At 70.7% G+C, this 20,861-nt stretch carries 20 protein-coding genes and 1 pseudogene; 9 read left to right on the forward strand and 12 right to left on the reverse strand.

Annotated elements, in window-relative coordinates; translation table 11 throughout:
- The first annotated feature begins 256 nt into the window (after window positions 1-256).
- Entirely contained in the window at window positions 257-952 is a 696-nt protein-coding gene (locus ACSLTV_RS11680; RefSeq protein ID WP_432135526.1) for a helix-turn-helix transcriptional regulator, read from the forward strand.
- Window positions 953-1,218: 266 nt separating this feature from the next.
- Here the strand turns inward: ACSLTV_RS11680 and ACSLTV_RS11685 are convergent, their stop codons facing one another.
- Both ACSLTV_RS11685 and ACSLTV_RS11690 read right to left on the reverse strand, forming a co-directional pair.
- On the reverse strand, window positions 1,219-1,590 hold the full coding sequence (locus ACSLTV_RS11685) for a hypothetical protein (protein ID WP_432156940.1): 372 nt from the start codon (window positions 1,588-1,590) through the stop codon (window positions 1,219-1,221).
- A 193-nt stretch (window positions 1,591-1,783) separates the two neighbouring features.
- Window positions 1,784-3,472, reverse strand: a complete 1,689-nt coding sequence (locus tag ACSLTV_RS11690) for a sodium:solute symporter family protein (protein ID WP_432135524.1) — start codon at window positions 3,470-3,472, stop codon at window positions 1,784-1,786.
- 122 nt (window positions 3,473-3,594) lie between these two features.
- Between ACSLTV_RS11690 and galT the strand changes: the two genes are divergently transcribed.
- From galT to galK, 3 genes are read left to right on the forward strand one after another with little or no spacing between them, the layout of a single operon-like run.
- The gene (galT, locus tag ACSLTV_RS11695) at window positions 3,595-4,653 is read left to right on the forward strand and encodes a galactose-1-phosphate uridylyltransferase (protein WP_432135523.1); all 1,059 of its coding nucleotides are present in this window, start codon (window positions 3,595-3,597) and stop codon (window positions 4,651-4,653) included.
- Window positions 4,653-5,615 (forward strand): UDP-glucose 4-epimerase GalE, encoded by a 963-nt coding sequence (gene galE, locus ACSLTV_RS11700; protein WP_435612067.1) that lies wholly within the window; start codon window positions 4,653-4,655, stop codon window positions 5,613-5,615. The genes galT and galE overlap by 1 nt, the downstream gene beginning before the upstream one ends.
- A complete protein-coding gene (gene galK / locus ACSLTV_RS11705; RefSeq protein WP_432135521.1) occupies window positions 5,615-6,766 on the forward strand; it encodes a galactokinase in 1,152 nt (383 codons plus the stop codon). Before galE ends, galK begins: the two co-directional genes overlap by 1 nt.
- Window positions 6,767-6,788: 22 nt before the next feature.
- Here galK and ACSLTV_RS11710 read toward each other — a convergent pair.
- A pseudogene (locus tag ACSLTV_RS11710) lies at window positions 6,789-7,235 on the reverse strand (GNAT family N-acetyltransferase); the annotation flags it as partial.
- A 265-nt stretch (window positions 7,236-7,500) separates the two neighbouring features.
- Between ACSLTV_RS11710 and ACSLTV_RS11715 the strand changes: the two are divergent.
- Window positions 7,501-8,274 carry a LuxR C-terminal-related transcriptional regulator gene (locus ACSLTV_RS11715; protein ID WP_432135520.1) on the forward strand — a complete coding sequence of 258 codons (774 nt, stop codon included), beginning with the start codon at window positions 7,501-7,503 and terminating at the stop codon, window positions 8,272-8,274.
- 130 nt (window positions 8,275-8,404) lie between these two features.
- Here the strand turns inward: ACSLTV_RS11715 and tamR are convergent, their stop codons facing one another.
- Window positions 8,405-8,902 carry a MarR family transcriptional regulator TamR gene (gene tamR, locus ACSLTV_RS11720; protein WP_432135519.1) on the reverse strand — a complete coding sequence of 166 codons (498 nt, stop codon included), beginning with the start codon at window positions 8,900-8,902 and terminating at the stop codon, window positions 8,405-8,407.
- Window positions 8,903-8,988: 86 nt separating this feature from the next.
- On the opposite strand from tamR, the gene ACSLTV_RS11725 reads away from it, so the two are divergent.
- The 3 genes from ACSLTV_RS11725 to ACSLTV_RS11735 all read left to right on the forward strand — a co-directional run bounded on the left by ACSLTV_RS11725 (window position 8,989) and on the right by ACSLTV_RS11735 (window position 10,451).
- The gene (locus ACSLTV_RS11725) at window positions 8,989-9,810 is read left to right on the forward strand and encodes a trans-aconitate 2-methyltransferase (protein ID WP_432135518.1); all 822 of its coding nucleotides are present in this window, start codon (window positions 8,989-8,991) and stop codon (window positions 9,808-9,810) included.
- The gene (locus ACSLTV_RS11730; protein WP_435612068.1) at window positions 9,807-10,178 is read left to right on the forward strand and encodes a glyoxalase; all 372 of its coding nucleotides are present in this window, start codon (window positions 9,807-9,809) and stop codon (window positions 10,176-10,178) included. The genes ACSLTV_RS11725 and ACSLTV_RS11730 overlap by 4 nt, the downstream gene beginning before the upstream one ends.
- 99 nt (window positions 10,179-10,277) lie before the next feature.
- Complete coding sequence (locus ACSLTV_RS11735) at window positions 10,278-10,451, forward strand: CsbD family protein (protein ID WP_435612069.1); 174 nt, start codon at window positions 10,278-10,280, stop codon at window positions 10,449-10,451.
- Between the two features lie 66 nt (window positions 10,452-10,517).
- Here ACSLTV_RS11735 and ACSLTV_RS11740 read toward each other — a convergent pair whose 3' ends face one another.
- Together ACSLTV_RS11740 and ACSLTV_RS11745 are read right to left on the reverse strand one after the other, a co-directional pair.
- On the reverse strand, window positions 10,518-11,195 hold the full coding sequence (locus ACSLTV_RS11740; protein WP_432135515.1) for a TetR/AcrR family transcriptional regulator: 678 nt from the start codon (window positions 11,193-11,195) through the stop codon (window positions 10,518-10,520).
- Complete coding sequence (locus ACSLTV_RS11745) at window positions 11,192-12,202, reverse strand: acyl-CoA desaturase (protein ID WP_432135514.1); 1,011 nt, start codon at window positions 12,200-12,202, stop codon at window positions 11,192-11,194. Before ACSLTV_RS11745 ends, ACSLTV_RS11740 begins: the two co-directional genes overlap by 4 nt.
- A gap of 289 nt (window positions 12,203-12,491) precedes the next feature.
- On the opposite strand from ACSLTV_RS11745, the gene ppc reads away from it, so the two are divergent.
- Window positions 12,492-15,224 (forward strand): phosphoenolpyruvate carboxylase, encoded by a 2,733-nt coding sequence (ppc, locus tag ACSLTV_RS11750; protein ID WP_435612070.1) that lies wholly within the window; start codon window positions 12,492-12,494, stop codon window positions 15,222-15,224.
- Between the two features lie 87 nt (window positions 15,225-15,311).
- On the opposite strand, the gene ACSLTV_RS11755 is transcribed toward ppc, so the two are convergent.
- From ACSLTV_RS11755 to glmU, 6 genes are all read right to left on the reverse strand, one after another.
- Window positions 15,312-16,055 (reverse strand): LPXTG cell wall anchor domain-containing protein, encoded by a 744-nt coding sequence (locus ACSLTV_RS11755; RefSeq protein ID WP_435612071.1) that lies wholly within the window; start codon window positions 16,053-16,055, stop codon window positions 15,312-15,314.
- A 169-nt stretch (window positions 16,056-16,224) separates the two neighbouring features.
- Window positions 16,225-16,728 (reverse strand): hypothetical protein, encoded by a 504-nt coding sequence (locus tag ACSLTV_RS11760; protein WP_432135511.1) that lies wholly within the window; start codon window positions 16,726-16,728, stop codon window positions 16,225-16,227.
- 72 nt (window positions 16,729-16,800) lie between these two features.
- Complete coding sequence (pth, locus tag ACSLTV_RS11765) at window positions 16,801-17,403, reverse strand: aminoacyl-tRNA hydrolase (protein WP_432135510.1); 603 nt, start codon at window positions 17,401-17,403, stop codon at window positions 16,801-16,803.
- A 74-nt stretch (window positions 17,404-17,477) separates the two neighbouring features.
- Window positions 17,478-18,074 carry a 50S ribosomal protein L25/general stress protein Ctc gene (locus ACSLTV_RS11770; protein WP_432135509.1) on the reverse strand — a complete coding sequence of 199 codons (597 nt, stop codon included), beginning with the start codon at window positions 18,072-18,074 and terminating at the stop codon, window positions 17,478-17,480.
- 188 nt (window positions 18,075-18,262) lie between these two features.
- Window positions 18,263-19,243: a ribose-phosphate diphosphokinase gene (locus tag ACSLTV_RS11775; RefSeq protein ID WP_432135508.1), complete on the reverse strand. Its 981-nt coding sequence runs from the start codon at window positions 19,241-19,243 to the stop codon at window positions 18,263-18,265.
- A 133-nt stretch (window positions 19,244-19,376) separates the two neighbouring features.
- Complete coding sequence (gene glmU / locus ACSLTV_RS11780; RefSeq protein ID WP_432135507.1) at window positions 19,377-20,825, reverse strand: bifunctional UDP-N-acetylglucosamine diphosphorylase/glucosamine-1-phosphate N-acetyltransferase GlmU; 1,449 nt, start codon at window positions 20,823-20,825, stop codon at window positions 19,377-19,379.
- Between the last annotated feature and the right edge of the window lie 36 nt (window positions 20,826-20,861).

The raw sequence follows: 20,861 nt of genomic DNA on the forward strand, positions 1-20,861 counted from the left end.
GAGCATCTGCGGTGATCGGCAACCGTTCAGACAGATGCCTCAAGCGGCCGATTCAAGTGGTTGTTTCGGCCGCGAATGCGAAGAATGCCAAAAAGTCCGTCGATCCGGGGCAGTTCTCACCAGTAGGGGAAGCGCGACGTCGAACAAGCGTGTAGCTTCCGGGGTCATGAAAGGGCGGGGTGCCTGGGGGGCAGCCCGCGCCCTTGTGTGTCCGTGTCCGTAGTGGGCATCCATGGGGGGACTGGGGGGTTGCTCGATGGGAGTGCGGCTCATGGTGGTCGACGACCACCGGTTGCTCGCGGAGGCACTGGCCTCGGCGCTGAAGCTGCGGGGGCACCGGGTGCTCGCCGCCGCCGCGCCCGCCGCAGGCGCGGCGGACCTGGTGATCACCCGGGCACCGGAGGTGTGTCTGCTGGGGACGGCGACACCGGCCGAGCCGGGGGTCTTTGATCCGGTGCTGCGGATCAAGCGGGAGCGGCCGCAGGTGGCGGTGCTGGTGCTGGGGCCGGTGCCGAGCCCGCGCGGCATCGCGGCGGCGTTCGCCGCGGGGGCCTCCGGGTACGTGCGGCACGACGAGCGCATAGAGGGCGTCGAGCGGGCGATCATGAAGGCGCGGGCGGGCGAGGCGGCCGTGGCGCCGCAGCTTCTGCAGGGTGCCTTCGCGGAACTGCTCAACCCCGCTGCCCAGCCCGACGACGAGGGGCAGCGGCTGTTGCAGATGCTCACCCCGCGCGAGGTCGAGGTACTGGTACGGGTGGCCGACGGTGAGGACACGCGGCTGATCGCCGCCGGGATGGGCATCGCCCCGTCCACCGCGCGCACCCATGTCCAGCGTGTCCTGATGAAGCTCGGCGTCGGTTCCCGCCTGGAGGCGGCTGCCCTGGCCGCCAGGACGGGCCTCCTGGATCGCGCGGGGCCCTACCCGCGCGTACCGCAGCAACGGGAACCGTGAGCTCGGGGCGCATCCCCCGCGCACCCGGCGTACGCCCGGGGAACGCGCCCCCTGAGGTCGAAGGCACGCCGCACCCGCCCTCGCGGCCGACGGCGACGCACGCACGCCGCACCCGCGCGGACATCGGACGCACGCCCCCCGCCGCGCCCCCGATGGCGGACGCACGCCCTCGCGCCGCCGACCGTGGACGCACGCCCCCCGCGCCCCCGGCGACGGACGCACGCCCCCCGCGCCGACGACGGGCGCACGCCGGCCGGGCGAGCCCCCTACTCCAATGGCGCCCCCCGGCCTCCTTCGCCCTCACCTTCTCCTTCTCCCTCACCTTCGCCCGGCAGCGGCGGGGCGGGCGGAGCCGTCGGGCGGAGTTTGAGCCAGATCAGGAAGAAGAGGCCCAGAGCCAGCATGCCCAGGCCGGTCCAGAGGTTGATGTTGACGCCCTGGGCCTTGTCGATGGCCGCGTCGTCGTCCGTGAGGCCGGTGATGGTCACGATCAGGCCGTAGAGGACGAACAGGCCGCCGATGATCCGCCGCAGGTCGAAGATGCTGGCGGCGGTCGCCGACTTGCCCTCCAGGTCGGTGACCTCGCGTTGGACGTCGTCGTCGGAGTAGTGGCCGCGGGGGTGTCGGGGTTCGGTCATGTCTGTGGTCCCTCTTCTCTGCCTTGTCTTCCCGCTGTTCCCGCTCTTACCGCCGTTTTCGCGGTTTTCTCGTCTGCTCGCTTTCCTGCCTGTGTGTCCGTTTCATCGTTGTGGCCGTTGTGGCCGTTGTGGCCGTTGTGGCTGGTCTGGCCGTCTGGCCGGTGCGGCCGGTGCGGCCAGGCCGCAGTCGGCGTCAGAACGAGAACGGGATGTAGCAGGCGGCCGCCAGGATCACCGCGCCCCAGCCGAGCAGCGCGGGCCGGCGGTACCAGGCGTCGTCGCCCTCGGCGGGCGGCTCGGCCATGCCGGGGGAGCGCGTGCCGTAGACCAGCCCCTGGAGTTCCTTGGCCGGCTTCGGGGCGGTGAACAGCGACACCGCCACCATCACCACGGCGCCGGCGACGAAGCCCGCGATGGCCGACACGAAGTTGGCGCCCTGGTCGGTGGGGATGGAGATGACGTCCTGCTTGTAGAGGACGAAGTAGTTGACCATCGCGGCCGTGGTGCCGGCCAGCAGCCCCCAGAAGCCCGACTTCATGGACGCCCGCCTCCAGAACATGCCGATGATGAAGACGACGAACATCGGCACGTTGAAGAAACTGAACAGCGTCTGCAGGTAGCTCATGATGTTAGAGAACGACGAGGCCAGGAAGGCCGTGCCGATGGACGCGAGGACGCCGAGCGCGGTGATCAGCCGGCCGAACCGCACGTAGTAGCCGTCCTCCCGGCCGACGACCACGTAGCGCGACCAGATGTCGTTGGTGAACACCGTGTTGAAGGAGGACACGTTGGCCGCCATACCCGCCATGAAGGCGGCCAGCAGGCCGGTCACGGCGATGCCGAGCACACCGTTGGGCAACAGCCGGGACATGAGGTACGGGATCGCGTCGTTGTACTGGTAGCCGGAGTCGGCGGTACCGAAGCCGGGGATCAGGGCGGCGGCCACCAGCCCGGGGATCATCACCAGGAAGACGATGAAGATCTTCGGGTAGGCGGCGATGAGCGGGGTGCGCTGGGCCGCCGAGAGGTTCTTCGCCGACAGGGCGCGCTGCACCTCGGCGAAGTTGGTCGTCCAGTAGCCGAAGGAGAGCACGAAGCCGAGTCCGAGCACGATCGTCAGCCAGTTGGCGCCGAGCGGGTTGGTGCTGCCGATGCCGGTGCCGCCCCAGGCGCTGACGAAGTTGTCGCCGTGCTCCGCGGTCAGCCGGTCGGTCAGGCCGCCCCAGCCGCCGACCCGCTTCAGGCTGAGCGCGACGATGGGGATGAGGGCCGCGAGGATCACGAAGAACTGCAGGACCTCGTTGTAGATGGCCGAGGACAGGCCGCCGAGCGTGATGTACGCGAGGACGAAGAAGCCGGCGACCACGATGGCCACCCACTGCGGCCAGCCGAGCAGCGCCTCCACGACGATGGCCAGGGCGTACAGGTTCACCCCGGCGATGAGGATCGCGGCGAACGCGAAGAGCAGGGAGCTGAGCAGGTGGGCGCCCCGGTCGAAGCGCAGCAGCAGGAACTCCGGCACCGAGCGGACCTTGCTGCCGTAGTAGAAGGGCATCATCACCAGGCCGAGGAAGACCATGGCCGGGATGGCACCGATCCAGTACCAGTGCACGGTGTACGCGCCGTACTGGGCGCTGTTGGCGGCCATGCCGAGGATCTCGGTGGCGGCCAGGTTGGCCGAGATGAAGGCGAGACCGGTGATCCAGGCGGGCAGGGAACGGCCGGAGAGGAAGAAGTCGAGGCTGGTCTTCACCGATCTGCGGGCGGCGAAGCCGATGCCCAGGACGACGACGAAGTAGATGCCGAGGATCGTGTAGTCGAGTGCGTTGGTGGGGAGACGCAGCTCGGCCGCGAGAGGAACCGTCGCTGAGGGGGTGTGCATCCAGACCTCACCTACTGGTGGTGTGCTTTGTGCGATTGTGATGGTTGCCCTTGGGGGAGAATGTGGTTTGATGTGTTCGGTTCTGTTTGAAGCATTGCCTGGTGTACGGATGGAGAGTCGCGGTGAAAAAAACCTCGACCCGCTTGGCCGACGATCGAGAACTCATCTACTACGACCTGCGGGACGACACGGTGCGCGACGCGGTCGACCGCCGCCCGCTGGAGCGCACGGTCACCACGGCCGAGGTGCGCCACGACCCGCTGCTCGGCGACGCGGTTGCCATCGCCTCGCACCGGCAGGGCCGCACCTACCACCCGCCCGCGGACGAGTGTCCGCTGTGCCCCTCGCAGGGCGGGCGGCTGAGCGAGATCCCGGACTCCTCGTACGACGTCGTGGTCTTCGAGAACCGTTTCCCCTCGCTGGCCGGCGACTCCGGCCGCTGCGAGGTGGTGTGCTTCACCTCCGACCACAGCGCGTCCTTCGCCGGCCTCGACGAGGAGCAGGCGCGGCTGGTCCTGGACGCGTGGACCGACCGGACCTCCGAACTGTCGCATCTGCCCTCCGTGGAACAGGTGTTCTGCTTCGAGAACCGTGGTGCCGAGATCGGCGTGACCTTGGGTCACCCGCACGGGCAGATCTACGCGTACCCCTTCACCACGCCCCGCACCGCCTTGATGCTGAGCCAACTGGCGGCGCACAAGGACGCCACGGGCGGGGAGAACCTCTTCGACGCCGTCGTGAAGCGGGAACTCGCGGACGAACGAGTCGTCCTGGAGGGTGATCACTGGGTGGCCTTCGTGCCGTACGCCGCGCACTGGCCGTACGAGGTCCACCTGTACCCCAAGCGCCGCGTGCCCGACCTGCTGGGGCTCGACGAGGCGGCGCGCGCCGAATTCCCCAGGGTCTACCTGGAACTCTTGCGGCGCTTCGACCGTATCTTCGGTGAGGGGGAACCGCCGACGCCGTACATCGCCGCCTGGCACCAGGCGCCGTTCGGCAAACTGGAGCACTTCGAGGGCGTCAACCGCGACGACTTCGCGCTGCATCTGGAGCTTTTCACCGTCCGCCGCACTTCCGGCAAGCTGAAGTTCCTCGCGGGTTCCGAATCCGGCATGAGCGTGTTCATCAACGACATCCGGCCGGAAACCGCGGCCGAGCGATTGCGAGAGGTAGCGAGTTGATGAAGTACCTGGTGACGGGCGGCGCCGGATATGTCGGCAGCGTCGTGGCCCAGCATCTGCTGGAGGCGGGCCACGAGGCCGTCGTCCTGGACAACCTCTCCACCGGCTTCCGCGAGGGCGTGCCCGCCGGTGCCACCTTCATCGAGGGCGACATCCGCGACGCCGCCAAATGGCTCGACCCGTCCTTCGACGGCGTCCTGCACTTCGCCGCCTTCTCCCAGGTCGGCGAGTCGGTCGTGAAGCCCGAGAAGTACTGGGACAACAACGTCGGCGGCACCATGGCCCTGCTCGCCGCCATGCGCGAGTCGGGCGTGCGCACGCTCGTGTTCTCCTCCACCGCGGCCACCTACGGCGAACCCAAGCGGATCCCGATCGTCGAGACGGCGCCGACCTCCCCGACCAACCCGTACGGCGCCTCCAAGCTCGCCGTCGACCACATGATCACCGGTGAGGCGAAGGCCCACGGCCTCGGCGCGGTCTCCCTGCGCTACTTCAACGTCGCCGGCGCCTACGGGGCGCAGGGCGAACGGCACGACCCCGAGTCGCACCTCATCCCGCTGGTTCTCCAGGTCGCCCAGGGCCGCCGCGAGGCCATCTCGGTCTACGGCGACGACTACCCGACCCCCGACGGCACCTGTGTGCGCGACTACATCCACGTCGCGGACCTGGCCGAGGCCCACCTGCTGGCGCTGCGGGCGGCGCGGCCGGGCGAGCACCTGATCTGCAACCTCGGCAACGGCAACGGCTTCTCCGTGCGCGAGGTCATCGAGACCGTCCGCACGGTCACCGGCCACCCGATCCCCGAGGTGGTCGCGCCCCGGCGCGGCGGCGACCCGGCGGTGCTGGTGGCCTCCGCCGAAGCCGCCCGCGAGAAGCTGGGCTGGCAGCCGTCCCGCGCGGATCTCGCCGGTATCGTCGCGGACGCCTGGGAGTTCGCGCAGCACATCGCAAGGGAGCAGTAGTGGGGGCACAGCAGGTACGGGACGCCTTCGTCGAGCTGTACGGGGCCGAGCCCGAGGGCGTCTGGGCGGCGCCCGGACGCGTCAACCTCATCGGTGAGCACACCGACTACAACGACGGCTTCGTGATGCCCTTCGCGCTGCCGCACACCGCGATCGCCGCCGTCTCCCGGCGCACGGACGGGCGGCTGCGCCTGCACTCCGCGGACGTCGAGGGCGGTGTCGTCGAGCTGCACGCGGACGACCTGGCCCCCGAGTCGGACCGGAACTGGACCGCGTACCCGGCGGGCGTGGTGTGGGCGCTGCGCGAGGCGGGCCACCCGGTGACCGGCGCCGACATCCACCTGGCGTCGACCGTCCCGGCCGGCGCCGGACTGTCCTCGTCGGCGGCGCTGGAGGTCGTGGTGGCGCTCGCCCTGGACGACCTGTTCGGCCTCGGCCTGAAGGGCTGGCAGCTGGCCCGGCTGTGCCAGCGCGCGGAGAACGTCTACGTCGGCGCCCCGGTCGGCATCATGGACCAGACCGCCTCGGCGTGCTGTCTGGAGGGCCACGCGCTCTTCCTCGACACCCGCGACCTGTCCCAGCGGCAGATCCCCTTCGACCTCGCCGCCGAGGGCCTGCGGCTGCTGGTCGTCGACACCCGGGTCGAGCACTCCCACAGCGAGGGCGAGTACGGCAGGCGGCGCGCGGGCTGCGAGAAGGGCGCCGCCCTGCTCGGCGTGGACGCTCTGCGCGACATCCCGTACGCCGACCTGGACTCGGCGCTCGCCCGCCTCGGCGACGACGAGGTGCGCCGGCTGGTGCGCCACGTGGTCACGGAGGACGAACGGGTCGAGCGGATCGTCTCCCTGCTGGAGTCCGGCGAGACCCGCGCCATCGGTCCGGTCCTCGTCGAGGGTCACGCCTCGCTGCGCGACGACTTCCGCATCTCCTGCCCCGAGCTGGACCTCGTCGTCGACACCGCCCTGAAGACCGGCGCCCTCGGCGCCCGCATGACCGGCGGCGGATTCGGCGGCTCGGCCATCGTCCTGGCGGAGGCGTCCGACGTCGACACCCTCACCAAGGCGGTCGAAGAGGCGTTCGCCCACGCCGGCTTCACGGCCCCGCGCGTCTTCGAGGCCGTCCCGGCCCCGGGGGCCCGGCGGCTGGCCTGAACGGCCCCGCCGGGCGCGGCTGAAGACGTTTCGTCAGCGTGTACTCCGTCAGCCCCGGCGGGTAGTCCTCGATGACGCAGACCACCTCGTAGCCCAGACGGGTGTAGAAGCCGGGGGCCTGGAAGTCCCAGGTCTCCAGGCGGGCCCGGTGGCAGCCGCGGGCGGCGGCGACGTTCTCGGCCTCGGTGAGCAGGCGGGTGCCGAGGCCGTGGCCGCGGTGGCGGTCGGCGACCCAGAGGTAGGTGACGTGCAGCCAGGTGGTCCAGGTGTGTCCCACCAGACCGCCGATCAGGTCGTCCGTCTCGTCCAGGACCCACACGTGCAGCGGGGCCTCCCGTTCCGTCGGGGTGCCGCGCAGGGCACGCAGGACGGGGGAGGCCGCCGTGTTGGTGTCGCGGAGCCGGGAGCGCAGCAGATCACGCCTGGCTCTGTCGACTTCTGTCTCAAGACGAAACATGCGCCTCACCATAAACGCGCGGGACGGCCAGTTCTGCAAATCCCCTTCCCCCGTGAGCCCGCGGCCCTACCCTGTGAACAGCACCGGTGGGGGCCGGTGCCGATCAGGGGGCGAGACAGTCGGATACGGCGCCCGCGCCGGGGGTGGCGACTGCGGTACGGCGGCGGCCGTGCGGCGCGCGCCGTCCCCGGGCGCCGTATCCGCGCCCGTCGTCGTCCCCGCTCACCGGACCTTGGGTATCCCCTGCTCCGTGATGGAGCTCGGGGAAGGGGGTTACGTGGTTCGCATCCGAGTCCTGGTCGTCGACGACCACCGTATCTTCGCCGAGTCGCTCGCCGCCGCGCTGGCCGCCGAGCCCGACGTCGAGGTCTGCGCCGCCGGCAGCGGCCCGGCCGCGCTGCGCAGCCTGGAGCGCGCGGCCGCCGAGGCGCGCCGGTTCGACGTGGTGCTGGTCGACGCCGACCTGGGCGGCCAGGTGCCGGGACCGCGGCCCGCCGTGGCCGTGCGGGAGGCCGCCGAGGACGGGCTGGTCGACGGGATCTCCCTCGTCGCCGGGGTGCGCGCCGCGCATCCCCACGTCCGGCTCGTGGTGCTCGCCGAGAGGGACGATCCGCGGCGCGCGGCGCTCGCCCTGCAGGCGGGGGCGTCCGGCTGGGTGGCCAAGGACTGCTCGCTGTCGCGGCTGCTCACCGTCGTCCGGGGGGTGCTGCGCGAGGAGACCCACCTGCCGCCGGCGCTGCTCACCGGCGTGCTGCGCGAACTCACCGCCGCCCGCAAGCACCGCACGGAGAGCGAGCGGCTGGTGGAGTCCCTCACCCCGCGCGAGCGGGAGGTGCTGCGCTGCATGGTCGCGGGCCTCGGCCGCAAGGCCGTCGCCGAGCGGCTGTTCCTCTCCCCGCACACCGTCCGCACCCACATGCAGAACGTCCTCGGCAAGCTGGGCGTCCACTCCACCCTCGCCGCCGTCGCCCTGGCCCGCCGGGCGGGCGTGGGGCCGGTCGACCTGGAACCCGCCGGACGGCTCCGGCAGAAGGAGACCCACAGCGCCTGACCGTCCCGGCGTGGCACGGCTCGCGCGCGGTGCGGTGAGAGTGCGGTGCCGGGCGACGCGGCGGATTCCGTCGGAGGGGCCACGGGGCCACGGGCCGCGGTGCCACGGACATCCGCCGGACGGGCCCGCCCTAGCCCGGGATGTTGTCGAACGGGGCGGTCAGCTGGCGCAGCAGCGCGGCCAGGTCGGCGCGCTGGGCGTGGGACAGCTCGGCCAGGATGGCGCGCTCCTGGTCCAGCAGGCCGGCCAGCGCCTGGTCGGCGCGGTCGCGGCCCTCCGCCGTGAGCCGCACCAGCACCCCGCGCCGGTCGCTCGGGTCCGGCAGCCGCTCCACCAGGCCCTTCTTGGCGAGCCGGTCGATACGGTTCGTCATCGTGCCCGACGTGACCAGCGTCTGGGTCAGCAGCTGGCCCGGGGAGAGCTGGTACGGCGCTCCGGCGCGCCGCAGCGCGGTCAGGACGTCGAACTCCCACGGCTCCAGCTGGTGTTCGGAGAACGCCAGGCGGCGCGCACGGTCGAGGTGCCGGGCCAGCCGGCTCACCCGGCTGAGCACCTCCAGCGGTTCCACGTCGAGGTCCGGGCGCTCTCGGCGCCACGCCGCGACCAGCCGATCGACCTCGTCCTCCATGCGATCAGTGTAGTGGTTGTGTCGACGTGAAGTCTCTTGATGTCGAGTCTCTTGACATCAAGCTAAATCGGGGTGAGGCTGCTCCCATGACCACACCCGCCTGGGACCCGGCCCAGTACCTCCGTCACGCCGGCCACCGTGCCCGCCCCTTCACCGACCTCCTCGCCCGGGTCCCCGACCTGCCCGGTGCCCCGCCCCGCATCGCCGACCTCGGCTGCGGTCCCGGCAACGTCACGGCACTCCTCGCCGTCCGCTGGCCCGCCGCGCACATCACCGGTCACGACAACTCCGCGGAGATGCTCGACCGGGCCCACGTCGAACATGCCGGTCCCACCACCGGCGGCGGCCGCCTGGAGTTCACCCGCGCCGACGTCCGCACCTGGGTGCCCGACCGGCCGTACGACCTGATCGTCAGCAACGCCACCCTGCAGTGGGTGCCCGGGCACACCGGACGCTTCCCCGCCTGGATCGAGGCGCTCGCCCCCGGCGGCACCCTCGCCTTCCAGGTCCCCGGCAACTTCGACGCCCCGAGCCACCGCCTGATGCGCGACCTCGCCCGCCGGTACGGCGTCGCCGAAGTCCTGCGTCACGACGACGCCGTCCTGGACCCCGCGGCCTATCTGGCCGCCCTGACCGGCCTGGGCTGCTCGGTGGACGCGTGGGAGACGACGTACGTCCACCTGCTGCCCGGTGACGACCCGGTGCTGGACTGGGTGCGGGGCACCGGACTGCGGCCCGTTCTCGCCGCTCTCGCCGACGATCCGCCCGCCCGCGATGCCTTCCTCGCCGACTACCGTGCCGCCCTGCGCGCGGCCTACCCGGCCGGCCCGAACGGCACCCCCTTCCCGTTCCGCCGCGTCTTCGCGGTGGCCCACAAGACCGCTGCCCCGCAGGAGAACCGATCATGATCAGCGCCGTCGACCACGTCCAGCTCGCCGCCCCGCCCGGCTCGGAGGACCAGCTGCGCGCCTACTACACCGGTGTCCTCGGCATGACGGAGATCCCCAAGCCCCCGGTGCTCGCCGCCCGCGGCGGCTGCTGGTTCCAGGCCGGCCCGGTCCAGCTGCACCTCGGCGTCGAGGCCGACTTCCGGCCCGCGAAGAAGGCCCACCCGGGGCTGCGGGTCACCGGCATCGCCGCCTACGCGGCCCGGCTGCAAGGCGGGGGAGCGACGGTCGAGTGGGACGACAACCTGCCCGGCCACCGCCGCTTCTACTCCTGGGACCCGGTCGGCAACCGCCTGGAGTTCCTGGAACCGGACGGCACCGGCGTATGAACGTCCCCGGAGCGGGCACCCGCCGCGGTGTGCGACGGGGGCCGCCGACGGGGCAGGACGGCGGGACGGCGCAACGGCAGAACACAGGGAGTGAGCACCATGGCGCACGAACAGAAGGCCAAGGCGAAGAAGGAACAGGCCAAGGGCAGGGTCAAGGAAGCGGCCGGACGGGCCATGGGCAACGAGTCCATGGAGGCGAAGGGCCGCGCCGAGCAGGTCAAGGGCGACGCCCGCCAGGCCAAGGAGAAGGCCAAGGACGCAGGCAGGCACTGAACCGGCTGCCCTCCGGCTGGCACGGCGCCCTCCCGGGCCCGTGTCAGCCGCATGATCGGTGTTCGATCAGCTCTTGCGGTGTCCTATCAGACGCGGCTTGGGCTCCAGCCCGTCCAGCCCGTGCCACGCCAGGTTCACCAGATGCGCCGCCACCTCCGCCTTCTTCGGCCGGCGCACGTCCAGCCACCACTGTCCGGTCAGCGCCACCATCCCGACCAGCGCCTGCGCGTACAGCGGTGCCAGCTTCGGGTCGAAGCCGCGGCTCTTGAACTCCTTGCCGAGGATGTCCTCCACCTGGGTGGCGATGTCGGAGATCAGCGAGGCGAAGGAGCCCGTCGACTGGGGGATCGGCGAGTCACGCACCAGGATGCGGAACCCGTCCGTGTACTCCTCGATGTAGTCCAGCAGCGCGAACGCCGCCTGTTCGAGCAGCTCACGCGGGTGGCCGGCGGTCAGTGAACCGGTCACCATGTCCAGCAGCCGCCGCATCTCGCGGTCCACGACGACCGCGTACAGGCCCTCCTTGCCGCCGAAGTGCTCGTACACCACCGGCTTGGACACCCCGGCCTTCGCCGCGATCTCCTCCACCGACGTGCCCTCGAAACCCTTCGCCGCGAAGAGGGTGCGCCCGATCTCCAGCAGCTGCTGGCGCCGCTCCGCACCGGTCATCCGGGTACGGCGCGCACGCCGCGGCTTCTCGTTGCTCGGGGTGCTGCTGGGATCGGTCGCCACGGCGTCCATCATGCCGCTTCGGCGCCGACCTTCCCGCGCCGGGAGCCGTCCTCACCGCCGGTCCGGCGCGAATCGATACGCGAGCGTGACGGCCAGCGCACGTCGTACGCCCAGCCCAGCCGCTCGAACCAGCGGATCAGCCGCGCCGAGGAGTCCAGCTGGCCCCGCTCCACACCGTGGCGCGCGGACGTCGGGTCGGCGTGGTGCAGGTTGTGCCAGGACTCGCCGCACGACAGCACGGCCAGCCACCACACGTTGCCCGAACGGTCCCGCGACTTGAACGGCCGCTTGCCGACCGCGTGACAGATCGAGTTGATCGACCAGGTGACGTGGTGCAGCAGCGCCACGCGCACCATCGAACCCCAGAAGAACGCGGTGAACGCGCCCCACCAGGACATCGTCACCAGCCCGCCGATCAGCGGCGGCAGCAGCAGCGACACCGCCGTCCACAGCACGAACTGGCGGGAGACGGCCCGGATCGCGCCGTCCTTGACCAGATCCGGCGCGAACTTGTCCTGCGGCGTCTGCTCCTCGTCGAACATCCAGGCGATGTGCGCCCACCACAGCCCCTTCAGCAGGGCCGGGATGGTCTCGCCGTACTTCCACGGCGAGTGCGGGTCGCCCTCCGCGTCGGAGAACTTGTGGTGCCTGCGGTGGTCGGCCACCCAGCGCACCAGGGGTCCCTCCACCGCCATCGACCCCATGATCGCCAGCGCGATCCGCAGGGGCCGCTTGGCCTTGAACGAACCGTGGGTGAAGTAGCGGTGGAAACCGATCGTGATGCCGTGGCAGCCGAGGTAGTAGAAGAAGACCAGCAGGCCGAGGTCCAGCCAGCTCACCCCCCAGCCCCACGCCAGCGGCACGGCGGCCAGCAGCGCGAGGAACGGAACGGTGATGAAGAGCAGAAGGGCGATCTGCTCGATCGAACGCTTCTGCTCACCGCCGAGCGTGGCGGGAGCCGCTGGAGAGCCGTCGGCCGCCTCCGGGGCGTCATCGATCACATCGGAACTCGTGGTCATGGGCGTCCCCTGTGGGGTTCGAGGGTAGAGACAGGTGCCGAACGGGCGGAACCGCCCGTACTTCCTACGGTTCCGTAACCTACGGCATCGTAAGTATCGCAGTGCGTTGCCCCGCGGCAAGAGCCCGTCCGACCGCGCGTCCGAGCCGCCACCTATCCTGGTGTCGGTCGGACAGCGCGGTCCGCTCTGTTTCCTTCCCGGATGTCCTGCCCGTAATGCGGCGCCCGCCGCGAGGTCACCGTCCGGGTCCCCTCCCAGATGAGCTTCAACACTGCAAGGAGCCGCACCTGTGAGCAGTGCCGACGACCAGACCATGACGACCAGTGCAGAGCTGCGCGCCGACATCCGCCGACTGGGTGACCTCCTGGGGGAGACCCTCGTCCGGCAGGAGGGTCCCGAGCTCCTGGAACTGGTCGAGAAGGTCCGCCGCCTCACCCGCGAGGACGGCGACGCCGCCGCCGAGCTGCTGCGCGGCACCGAACTGGAGACCGCGGCCAAGCTGGTCCGCGCCTTCTCCACCTACTTCCACCTCGCCAACGTCACCGAGCAGGTCCACCGCGGCCGCGAGCTGCGCGCCCGCCGCGCCGCCGAGGGCGGCCTCCTCTCCCGTACGGCCGACCGGCTCAAGGACGCCGACACCGAGCACGTCCGCGAGACCGTCCGCCACCTCAACGTGCGCCCCGTCTTCACCGCGCACCCCACCGAGGCCGCCCGCCGCTCGGTCCTCAACAAGCTCCGCCGCATCGCCGCCCTCCTGGAGACCCCGGTCATCGACTCCGACCGGCGCCGCCACGACACCCGGCTGGCCGAGAACATCGACCTCGTGTGGCAGACCGACGAACTGCGCGTCGTCCGCCCCGAGCCCGCCGACGAGGCCCGCAACGCCATCTACTACCTCGACGAACTGCACGCGAACGCCGTCGGCGACGTCCTGGAGGACCTCACCGCCGAGCTGGAACGCGTCGGCTTCACCCTCCCCGACGACGCCCGCCCGCTCACCTTCGGCACCTGGATCGGCGGCGACCGCGACGGCAACCCCAACGTCACCCCCCAGGTGACCTGGGACGTCCTCATCCTCCAGCACGAGCACGGCATCAACGACGCCCTGGAGATGATCGACGAGCTGCGCGGCTTCCTGTCCAACTCCATCCGCTACACCGGCGCCACCGAGGAGCTGCTGGAGTCGCTGCGGGCCGACCTCGACAACCTCCCCGGCATCAGCCCCCGCTACAAGCGGCTCAACGCCGAGGAGCCCTACCGGCTCAAGGCCACCTGCGTCCGGCAGAAGCTGGAGAACACCAAGCAGCGCCTCGCCAAGGGCACCCCGCACGAGCCGGGCCGCGACTACCTCGGCACCACCGAGCTGCTCCACGACCTCACCCTGATCCAGACCTCCCTCAGGGCCCACCGCGGCGGCCTCATCGCCGAGGGCCGCATGAACCGCACCATCCGCACCCTGTCCGCGTTCGGCCTGCAGCTGGCCACCATGGACGTCCGCGAGCACGCCGACGCCCACCACCACGCCCTCGGCCAGCTCTTCGACCGCCTCGGCGAGGAGTCCTGGCGCTACGCCGACATGCCGCGCGACTACCGCGCCCGGCTGCTCGCCAAGGAACTGCGCTCCCGCAGACCCCTCGCCCCCAGCCCGGCCCCCGTGGACGCGGCCGGCGAGAAGACCCTCGGCGTCTTCCAGACCGTCCGGCGCGCGCTGGAGGTCTTCGGCCCCGAGGTCATCGAGTCGTACATCATTTCGATGTGTCAGGGCGCGGACGACGTGTTCGCCGCGGTCGTCCTCGCCCGCGAGGCCGGCCTGATCGACCTCCACGCCGGCTGGGCCAAGATCGGCATCGTGCCCCTCCTGGAGACCACCGACGAACTCAAGGCCGCCGACACGATCCTGGAGGACATGCTCTCCGACCCGTCGTACCGCCGCCTCGTGGCGCTGCGCGGCGACGTCCAGGAGGTCATGCTCGGCTACTCCGACTCCTCCAAGTTCGGCGGCATCACCACCAGCCAGTGGGAGATCCACCGCGCCCAGCGCCGGCTGCGGGACGTCGCCCACCGCTACGGGGTGCGCCTGCGCCTGTTCCACGGCCGCGGCGGCACCGTCGGCCGCGGCGGCGGCCCCTCCCACGACGCCATCCTCGCCCAGCCCTGGGGCACCCTGGAGGGCGAGATCAAGGTCACCGAACAGGGTGAGGTGATCTCCGACAAGTACCTCATCCCGTCACTCGCCCGGGAGAACCTGGAGTTGACGGTCGCGGCCACGCTGCAGGCCTCCGCCCTGCACACCGCGCCCCGCCAGTCCGACGAGGCACTCGCCCGCTGGGACGCGGCCATGGACGTCGTCTCCGACGCCGCCCACGCCGCCTACCGCCGCCTGGTCGAGGACCCCGACCTGCCGACCTACTTCCTCGCCTCCACCCCCGTCGACCAGCTCGCCGACCTGCACCTCGGCTCCCGACCCTCCCGCCGCCCCGGCTCCGGCGTCTCGCTCGACGGCCTGCGCGCCATCCCGTGGGTGTTCGGCTGGACCCAGTCCCGGCAGATCGTCCCCGGCTGGTTCGGCGTCGGCTCCGGCCTGAAGGCGCTGCGCGAGGCCGGTCTCGACGCCGTGCTGGAAGAGATGCACGAGCAGTGGCACTTCTTCCGCAACTTCGTCTCCAACGTCGAGATGACCCTCGCCAAGACCGACCTGCGCATCGCCCAGCACTACGTCGACACCCTCGTCCCCGACGAGCTCAAGCACGTCTTCGACACCATCCGGGCCGAACACGAGCTCACCGTTGCCGAGGTACTGAAGATCACCGGCGAGCAGGGCCTCCTGGACCGCCAGCCCGTGCTGAAGCAGACGTTCGCCATCCGCGACGCCTACCTGGACCCGATCTCCTACCTCCAGGTGACCCTGCTCAAGCGCCAGCGCGACGCGGTGGCCGCCGGCACGGAACCCGACCCGCTGCTCTCCCGGGCGCTCCTGCTGACCGTCAACGGCGTCGCGGCGGGCCTGCGCAACACCGGCTGATCCCGCCCGGCAGAAAAAAGGGGGGCGCCCCCGAGCCCGTACGGACTCGGGGGCACCCCCCTCTTTCACGCCTGCACGGCGGCCGCGTCAGCCCTGCTGGGCCTTGCGGCGGCGGAACACCAGGAAGCCGCCCGCGGCGACCAGCACGGCCGCGACGGCCGACAGGGCGCCCACCGGGGCACCGTTGCCGGTCTCGGCCAGGTCGCCCACGGTGCCCTGCGCGGACGGAGCGGACGTCGGCGCCACGGCGGACGACTCGGACGGGGTCGGAGCCGCCGTGTCGTCACCGCCCGGCGTGGTGGCCTGGTCGGTCGGCGTGGTGTCGTCCGTGGGCGTGGTGTCGTCGGTCGGCGTGGTGTCGTCGGTGGGCGTGGTGTCGTCGGTGGGCGTGGTGTCGTCCGTCGGCTCGGTCTCGTCGTCCGCCGGGCAGGTGTGCGACAGGTTGAACCAGTCCACCTCGCCGCCCTTGACCTCGGCCGACGCGGACAGCAGCTCGTCACCGGGCGCGGACGCGGCGAAGGCGTGCTTGTCGGACGGCGGACCGAAGGTCTCGATGACCTGCTCGCCGCCCTCCTTGAAGGTGACCGTCAGCTTGACGAAGTCGGTGCTGTTGCCCGGCAGCACGAAGTGCCAGCCGTCCTGGTCCGAGGGAACGCTGCCGCAGTCCTCCTCCTTGTCACCGGTCCAGGACGTGGCGGTCAGCGGGAGGTCCTTCGCCTGGTGCAGCGGAACGGTGTACGTGTCGTTCGTCGCGGCGTGGGCGACGGGGCTCAGCAGCAGCGCCGCCGAAGACGCGGCGACGACGACGCCGACGCGGGTGAGGGTACGCATGTGGCAATCCATCTTCGGAGTGACGAAAGGGAAGATGTGGAGGGGGCAGCTCAGCATCCTGCCATGGCTGAAACCCGGTCAATCACGAACGGGCAACACTGTGGGAACTCACAAGGCACCCGGGCTGCGAAAAGAAACGTTCCATCCCCCTATCTCCGGATACGGGCCGTCAGATCACGAGAAACGCCCCCGTCAACAGCGCACACCCCGCCCCCGCCATCACCCACGCCATCCGCGTCCGCCGCAGCCCACCCGCCACGACCACCGACGCCAGCAGCAGCGCCCCGCCCAGCGGAACCCACGCGTACAGGATCCCGGCCGGCCCCGACCGCACCACCTCACCACCGCCCGGCTTCACCACCACCGTGTACGTCCGCCCCGCCCGCACCGCCACCGAGTCCTCGATCTCCACCCGCGCGCGGGCCCGCGACCACTCCGACGACGGCGTGTACCGCCCCGTACAGACGCCGTCCGCACACCGCGCCACCGCGACCGTGCCCCGCTCCCGCCCCTTCGTCAGCATCACGTGCTGCGCCGAGCCCCACGACGCCCACACCCCGGCGACCAGAATCACCACGGCGAGGACGCCCATCGCCGTCAGCCGCCCGAACCGGAGGGCGACGAGCGAGGCCTGGCGAGGGGACACAGCAGAGGCGGGCATGGCCGGGATCATTGGCCATGCCCGCCTCGACGGTCAACTCCACGAGCGCGAGAGCGGCGGAGCAGAGATGCAAACGGAACCGGGTCAGGAGTTGTACGAGCTCTGCGCCCGCTCCAGCCCCTCGATCACCAGGCACTCCACCGCGTCCGCCGCACGGTCCACGAAGTAGTCCAGCTCCTTGCGCTCCGCGGACGAGAAGTCCCGCAGTACGAAATCGGCCACCTGCATACGACCCGGCGGCCGCCCGATCCCGAACCGCACCCGGTGGTAGTCCGCGCCCATCGCCTTCGTCATCGACTTCAGCCCGTTGTGCCCGTTGTCGCCACCGCCCAGCTTCAGCCGCAGCGTCCCGTAGTCGATGTCCAGCTCGTCGTGCACGGCGACGATGTTCGCCACCGGCACCTTGTAGAAGTCGCGCAGCGCGGTCACCGGCCCGCCCGACAGGTTCATGTACGACATCGGCTTCGCCAGGATCACCCGGCGGTTCGCCGGCCCCGGCGGCCCGATCCGTCCCTCCACGACCTGCGCCTGCGCCTTGCCCGCACGCTTGAACCGGCCTCCGATCCGCTCCGCCAGCAGATCGGCCACCATGAAACCGACGTTGTGCCGGTTACCGGCGTACTCCGGCCCGGGGTTGCCCAACCCGACGACGAGCCAGGGGGCGTTGGCAGGGGTGGTCACGTCCATGTCTCCTTGATACGCGCCAGCCGCCGCCCCCGGAACAGGGGACAGCGGCTGACCACGAACGACGACAGCGGGGATCAGGCCTCGGCGGCCTCTTCGCCCTCACCCTCGGCACCCTCGCCGGCCTCCTCGGCCTGCGCGGCCAGGACCTGCAGCACCACCGCGTCCTCCTCGACCGCGAGGGAGACGCCGTTCGGCAGGGTGATGTCCTTGGCGAGGACCGAGGCACCGGCCTGCAGACCCTCCACCGACACCGTCACGGACTCGGGGATGTGCGTGGCCTCGGCCTCGACCGGCAGCGCGTTCAGGACGTGCTCCAGCAGGTTGCCACCCGCCGCCAGCTCGCCCTCGGTCTGCACCGGGATCTCCACGTTGACCTTCTCGCCGCGCTTGACCAGCAGCAGGTCGACGTGCTCCAGGAAGCCCTTCAGCGGGTCGCGCTGCACGGCCTTCGGGATGGCCAGCTCGTTGGACTTGCCGTCGATGTCCAGCGCGATCAGAACGTTCGGCGTACGCAGCGCCAGCAGCAGGTCGTGACCCGGGAACGTCAGGTGCAGCGGCTGGGAGCCGTGCCCGTAGAGCACACCCGGAACCTTGTTGTCACGGCGGATACGACGCGCGGCACCCTTGCCGAACTCGGTGCGGGTCTCGGCGGTGAGCTTCACCTCGGACATGACGATCACTCCTCGTAGGAAGCGGAAACGGACGGGGTCACCCGGCCACGAACGGCCTGCTACGAAGAGCGCGTCGATAACGGACAGCCGAACCTCCACACGAGGACGGCCTCCCTCGCCGAGCAACTGGAGCAGTCTACTCGGCCAGGGAGGCCGCAGAAAAATCGATCATGCAGAAGCGTTTACGCCTACTGCTCGTCGAACAGGCTGGTCACCGACCCGTCCTCGAACACCTCGCGCACCGCACTCGCGATCGTCGGCGCGATCGACAGCACCGTGATCTTGTCCAGGTCGTCGCTCAGCTCCGTCGGCGTCGGCAGCGTGTTCGTGAACACGAACTCACTCACCCGGGAGTTCTTCAGCCGGTCCGCCGCCGGACCCGACAGCACACCGTGCGTCGCCGTCACGATGACGTCCTCCGCACCGTGCGCGAACAGCGCGTCCGCCGCCGCACAGATGGTGCCACCCGTGTCGATCATGTCGTCGACCAGCACGCACACCCGGCCCTCGACCTCGCCCACCACCTCGTGGACGGTCACCTGGTTCGCCACGTCCTTGTCCCGGCGCTTGTGCACGATCGCCAGCGGCGCACCCAGACGGTCACACCAGCGGTCCGCCACCCGCACCCGGCCGGCGTCCGGCGACACCACCGTCAGCTTGTCCCGGTCCACCTTCTTGCCGACGTAGTCCGCCAGCAGCGGCAGCGCGAACAGGTGATCCACCGGACCGTCGAAGAACCCCTGGATCTGGTCCGTGTGCAGATCCACCGTGAGAATGCGGTCCGCACCCGCCGTCTTCATCAGATCCGCGATCAGCCGCGCCGAGATCGGCTCACGGCCGCGGTGCTTCTTGTCCTGCCGCGCATACCCGTAGAACGGCACGATCACCGTGATCGAACGGGCCGACGCGCGCTTCAGCGCGTCGATCATGATCAACTGCTCCATGATCCACTGGTTGATCGGAGCGGTGTGGCTCTGGATCACGAAACAGTCCGCACCGCGCGCCGACTCCTGGTAGCGGACGTAGATCTCACCGTTGGCGAAGTCGAAGGCCTTCGTCGGGACGACCCCGACACCCAGCTGGTGGGCGACCTCCTCGGCAAGCTCGGGGTGGGCGCGGCCGGAGAAGAACATCATCTTCTTCTCGCCGGTCGTCTTGATCCCGGTCACAGCACTGTCTCCTCAGAGGTGTCGCAGCTGGGCGTCGTGCAAGCCCTCCCGGCTGGGTGCGGGAGGCGTCTCAGCTGGTGGGTGCGGTTGTGCACCTATCACGGTACGCCGTGTTCGACGCGGTCGTTCCCGGTCAGTCCTCGCCCGCGCCCGCACGGGACGCCGCCTCGGCCGCCTTCGCCGCCGCGCTGCCCGGACGCTTACGAGCCACCCAGCCCTCGATATTGCGCTGCTGGCCACGGGCCACGGCCAGCGAACCGGGGGGCACATCCTTCGTGATCACGGAGCCGGCAGCGGTGTACGCACCGTCCCCGACCGTGACAGGAGCCACAAACATGTTGTCCGAACCCGTCCGGCAGTGCGACCCGACGGTGGTGTGATGCTTCTCCTGCCCGTCGTAGTTCACGAAGACGCTCGCGGCCCCGATGTTCGAGTACTCGCCGATCGTCGCGTCCCCGACGTACGACAGATGCGGCACCTTCGTGCCCTCGCCGATCCGCGCGTTCTTCGTCTCGACGTACGTACCGATCTTCGACTTCACCCCCAGACGGGTGCCGGGCCGGAGATACGCGAACGGTCCCACCGACGCCTGCGGACCGACCTCGGCCCCGTCCGACACCGTGTTGTCCACCCGCGCACCCGCACCCACCCGCGTGTCCGTCAGCCGGCTGTTCGGACCGACCTCCGCGCCCTCGCCCAGATGCGTCGCCCCCCGCAACTGCGTCCCGGGGTGCACCACCGCGTCCTGCTCGAACGTCACCGTGACATCGACCCACGTCGTCGCCGGGTCCACCACCGTCACACCCGACAGCATCGCCGACGTCAGCAGCCGGTCGTTCATGATCCGCCGGGCCTCCGACAACTGCACCCGGTTGTTGATCCCCGCGATCTCGCGATGGTCCGCCGCGACCGACGCACCCACCCGGTGGCCGGCCTCCCGCAGGATCCCCAGCACGTCCGTCAGGTACTCCTCGCCCTGACTGTTGTCCGTCCGCACCTGCTTCAGCGCCTTCGCCAGCAGCTGCCCGTCGAACGCGAACACACCCGAGTTGATCTCCCGGATCGCCCGCTGCTCCTCCGACGCGTCCTTGTGCTCCACGATCGCCGTCACGGCACCCGTCGCCCCGTCCCGCACGATCCGGCCGTACCCGGTCGCGTCCGGCACCTCCGCGGTCAGGACCGTCACGGCGTTGCCGTCCGCCGCGTGCGTCGTGGCCAGCGCCGACAGGGTCGCACCGGTCAGCAGCGGCGTGTCACCACAGACGACCACGACCGTCCCGTCGACGGCACCGCCCAGCTGCTCCAGGCCCATCCGCACGGCGTGACCCGTACCGTTCTGCTCCTCCTGCACGGCCGTCCGTACGCCGGGGTCCACCTCGGCGAGGTGCGCCGCGACCTTCTCCCGCGCGTGCCCGACCACGACGACCAGGTTCTCGGGGTCCAACTCACGGGCCGCGGCCAGCACATGACCGACGAGACTGCGACCGCAGATCTCGTGCAGAACCTTCGGTGTGGCCGACTTCATACGGGTGCCCTCACCCGCTGCGAGAACGACTACGGCTGCCGGGCGAATGGCGCTCACGGGGTTGCCCTTCGGCTGTGGAGGGGAGGGGGTGGA

Source organism: Streptomyces sp. bgisy159 (genome assembly GCF_965341775.1).
In the GTDB taxonomy this organism is placed as follows: Bacteria; Actinomycetota; Actinomycetes; order Streptomycetales; family Streptomycetaceae; genus Streptomyces.

Bases quoted from the DNA above. Each gene is read 5' to 3' on its own strand.
- ACSLTV_RS11680 (WP_432135526.1), top strand. From the start codon at position 257: ATGGGAGTGCGGCTCATGGTGGTCGACGACCACCGGTTGCTCGCGGAG.
- ACSLTV_RS11685 (WP_432156940.1), bottom strand. From the start codon at position 1,590: ATGACCGAACCCCGACACCCCCGCGGCCACTACTCCGACGACGACGTC.
- ACSLTV_RS11690 (WP_432135524.1), bottom strand. From the start codon at position 3,472: ATGCACACCCCCTCAGCGACGGTTCCTCTCGCGGCCGAGCTGCGTCTC.
- galE (WP_435612067.1), top strand. From the start codon at position 4,653: ATGAAGTACCTGGTGACGGGCGGCGCCGGATATGTCGGCAGCGTCGTG.
- tamR (WP_432135519.1), bottom strand. From the start codon at position 8,902: ATGGAGGACGAGGTCGATCGGCTGGTCGCGGCGTGGCGCCGAGAGCGC.
- ACSLTV_RS11725 (WP_432135518.1), top strand. From the start codon at position 8,989: ATGACCACACCCGCCTGGGACCCGGCCCAGTACCTCCGTCACGCCGGC.
- ACSLTV_RS11730 (WP_435612068.1), top strand. From the start codon at position 9,807: ATGATCAGCGCCGTCGACCACGTCCAGCTCGCCGCCCCGCCCGGCTCG.
- ACSLTV_RS11735 (WP_435612069.1), top strand. From the start codon at position 10,278: ATGGCGCACGAACAGAAGGCCAAGGCGAAGAAGGAACAGGCCAAGGGC.
- ACSLTV_RS11740 (WP_432135515.1), bottom strand. From the start codon at position 11,195: ATGATGGACGCCGTGGCGACCGATCCCAGCAGCACCCCGAGCAACGAG.
- ACSLTV_RS11745 (WP_432135514.1), bottom strand. From the start codon at position 12,202: ATGACCACGAGTTCCGATGTGATCGATGACGCCCCGGAGGCGGCCGAC.
- ACSLTV_RS11755 (WP_435612071.1), bottom strand. From the start codon at position 16,055: ATGCGTACCCTCACCCGCGTCGGCGTCGTCGTCGCCGCGTCTTCGGCG.
- ACSLTV_RS11760 (WP_432135511.1), bottom strand. From the start codon at position 16,728: ATGATCCCGGCCATGCCCGCCTCTGCTGTGTCCCCTCGCCAGGCCTCG.
- pth (WP_432135510.1), bottom strand. From the start codon at position 17,403: ATGGACGTGACCACCCCTGCCAACGCCCCCTGGCTCGTCGTCGGGTTG.
- ACSLTV_RS11770 (WP_432135509.1), bottom strand. From the start codon at position 18,074: ATGTCCGAGGTGAAGCTCACCGCCGAGACCCGCACCGAGTTCGGCAAG.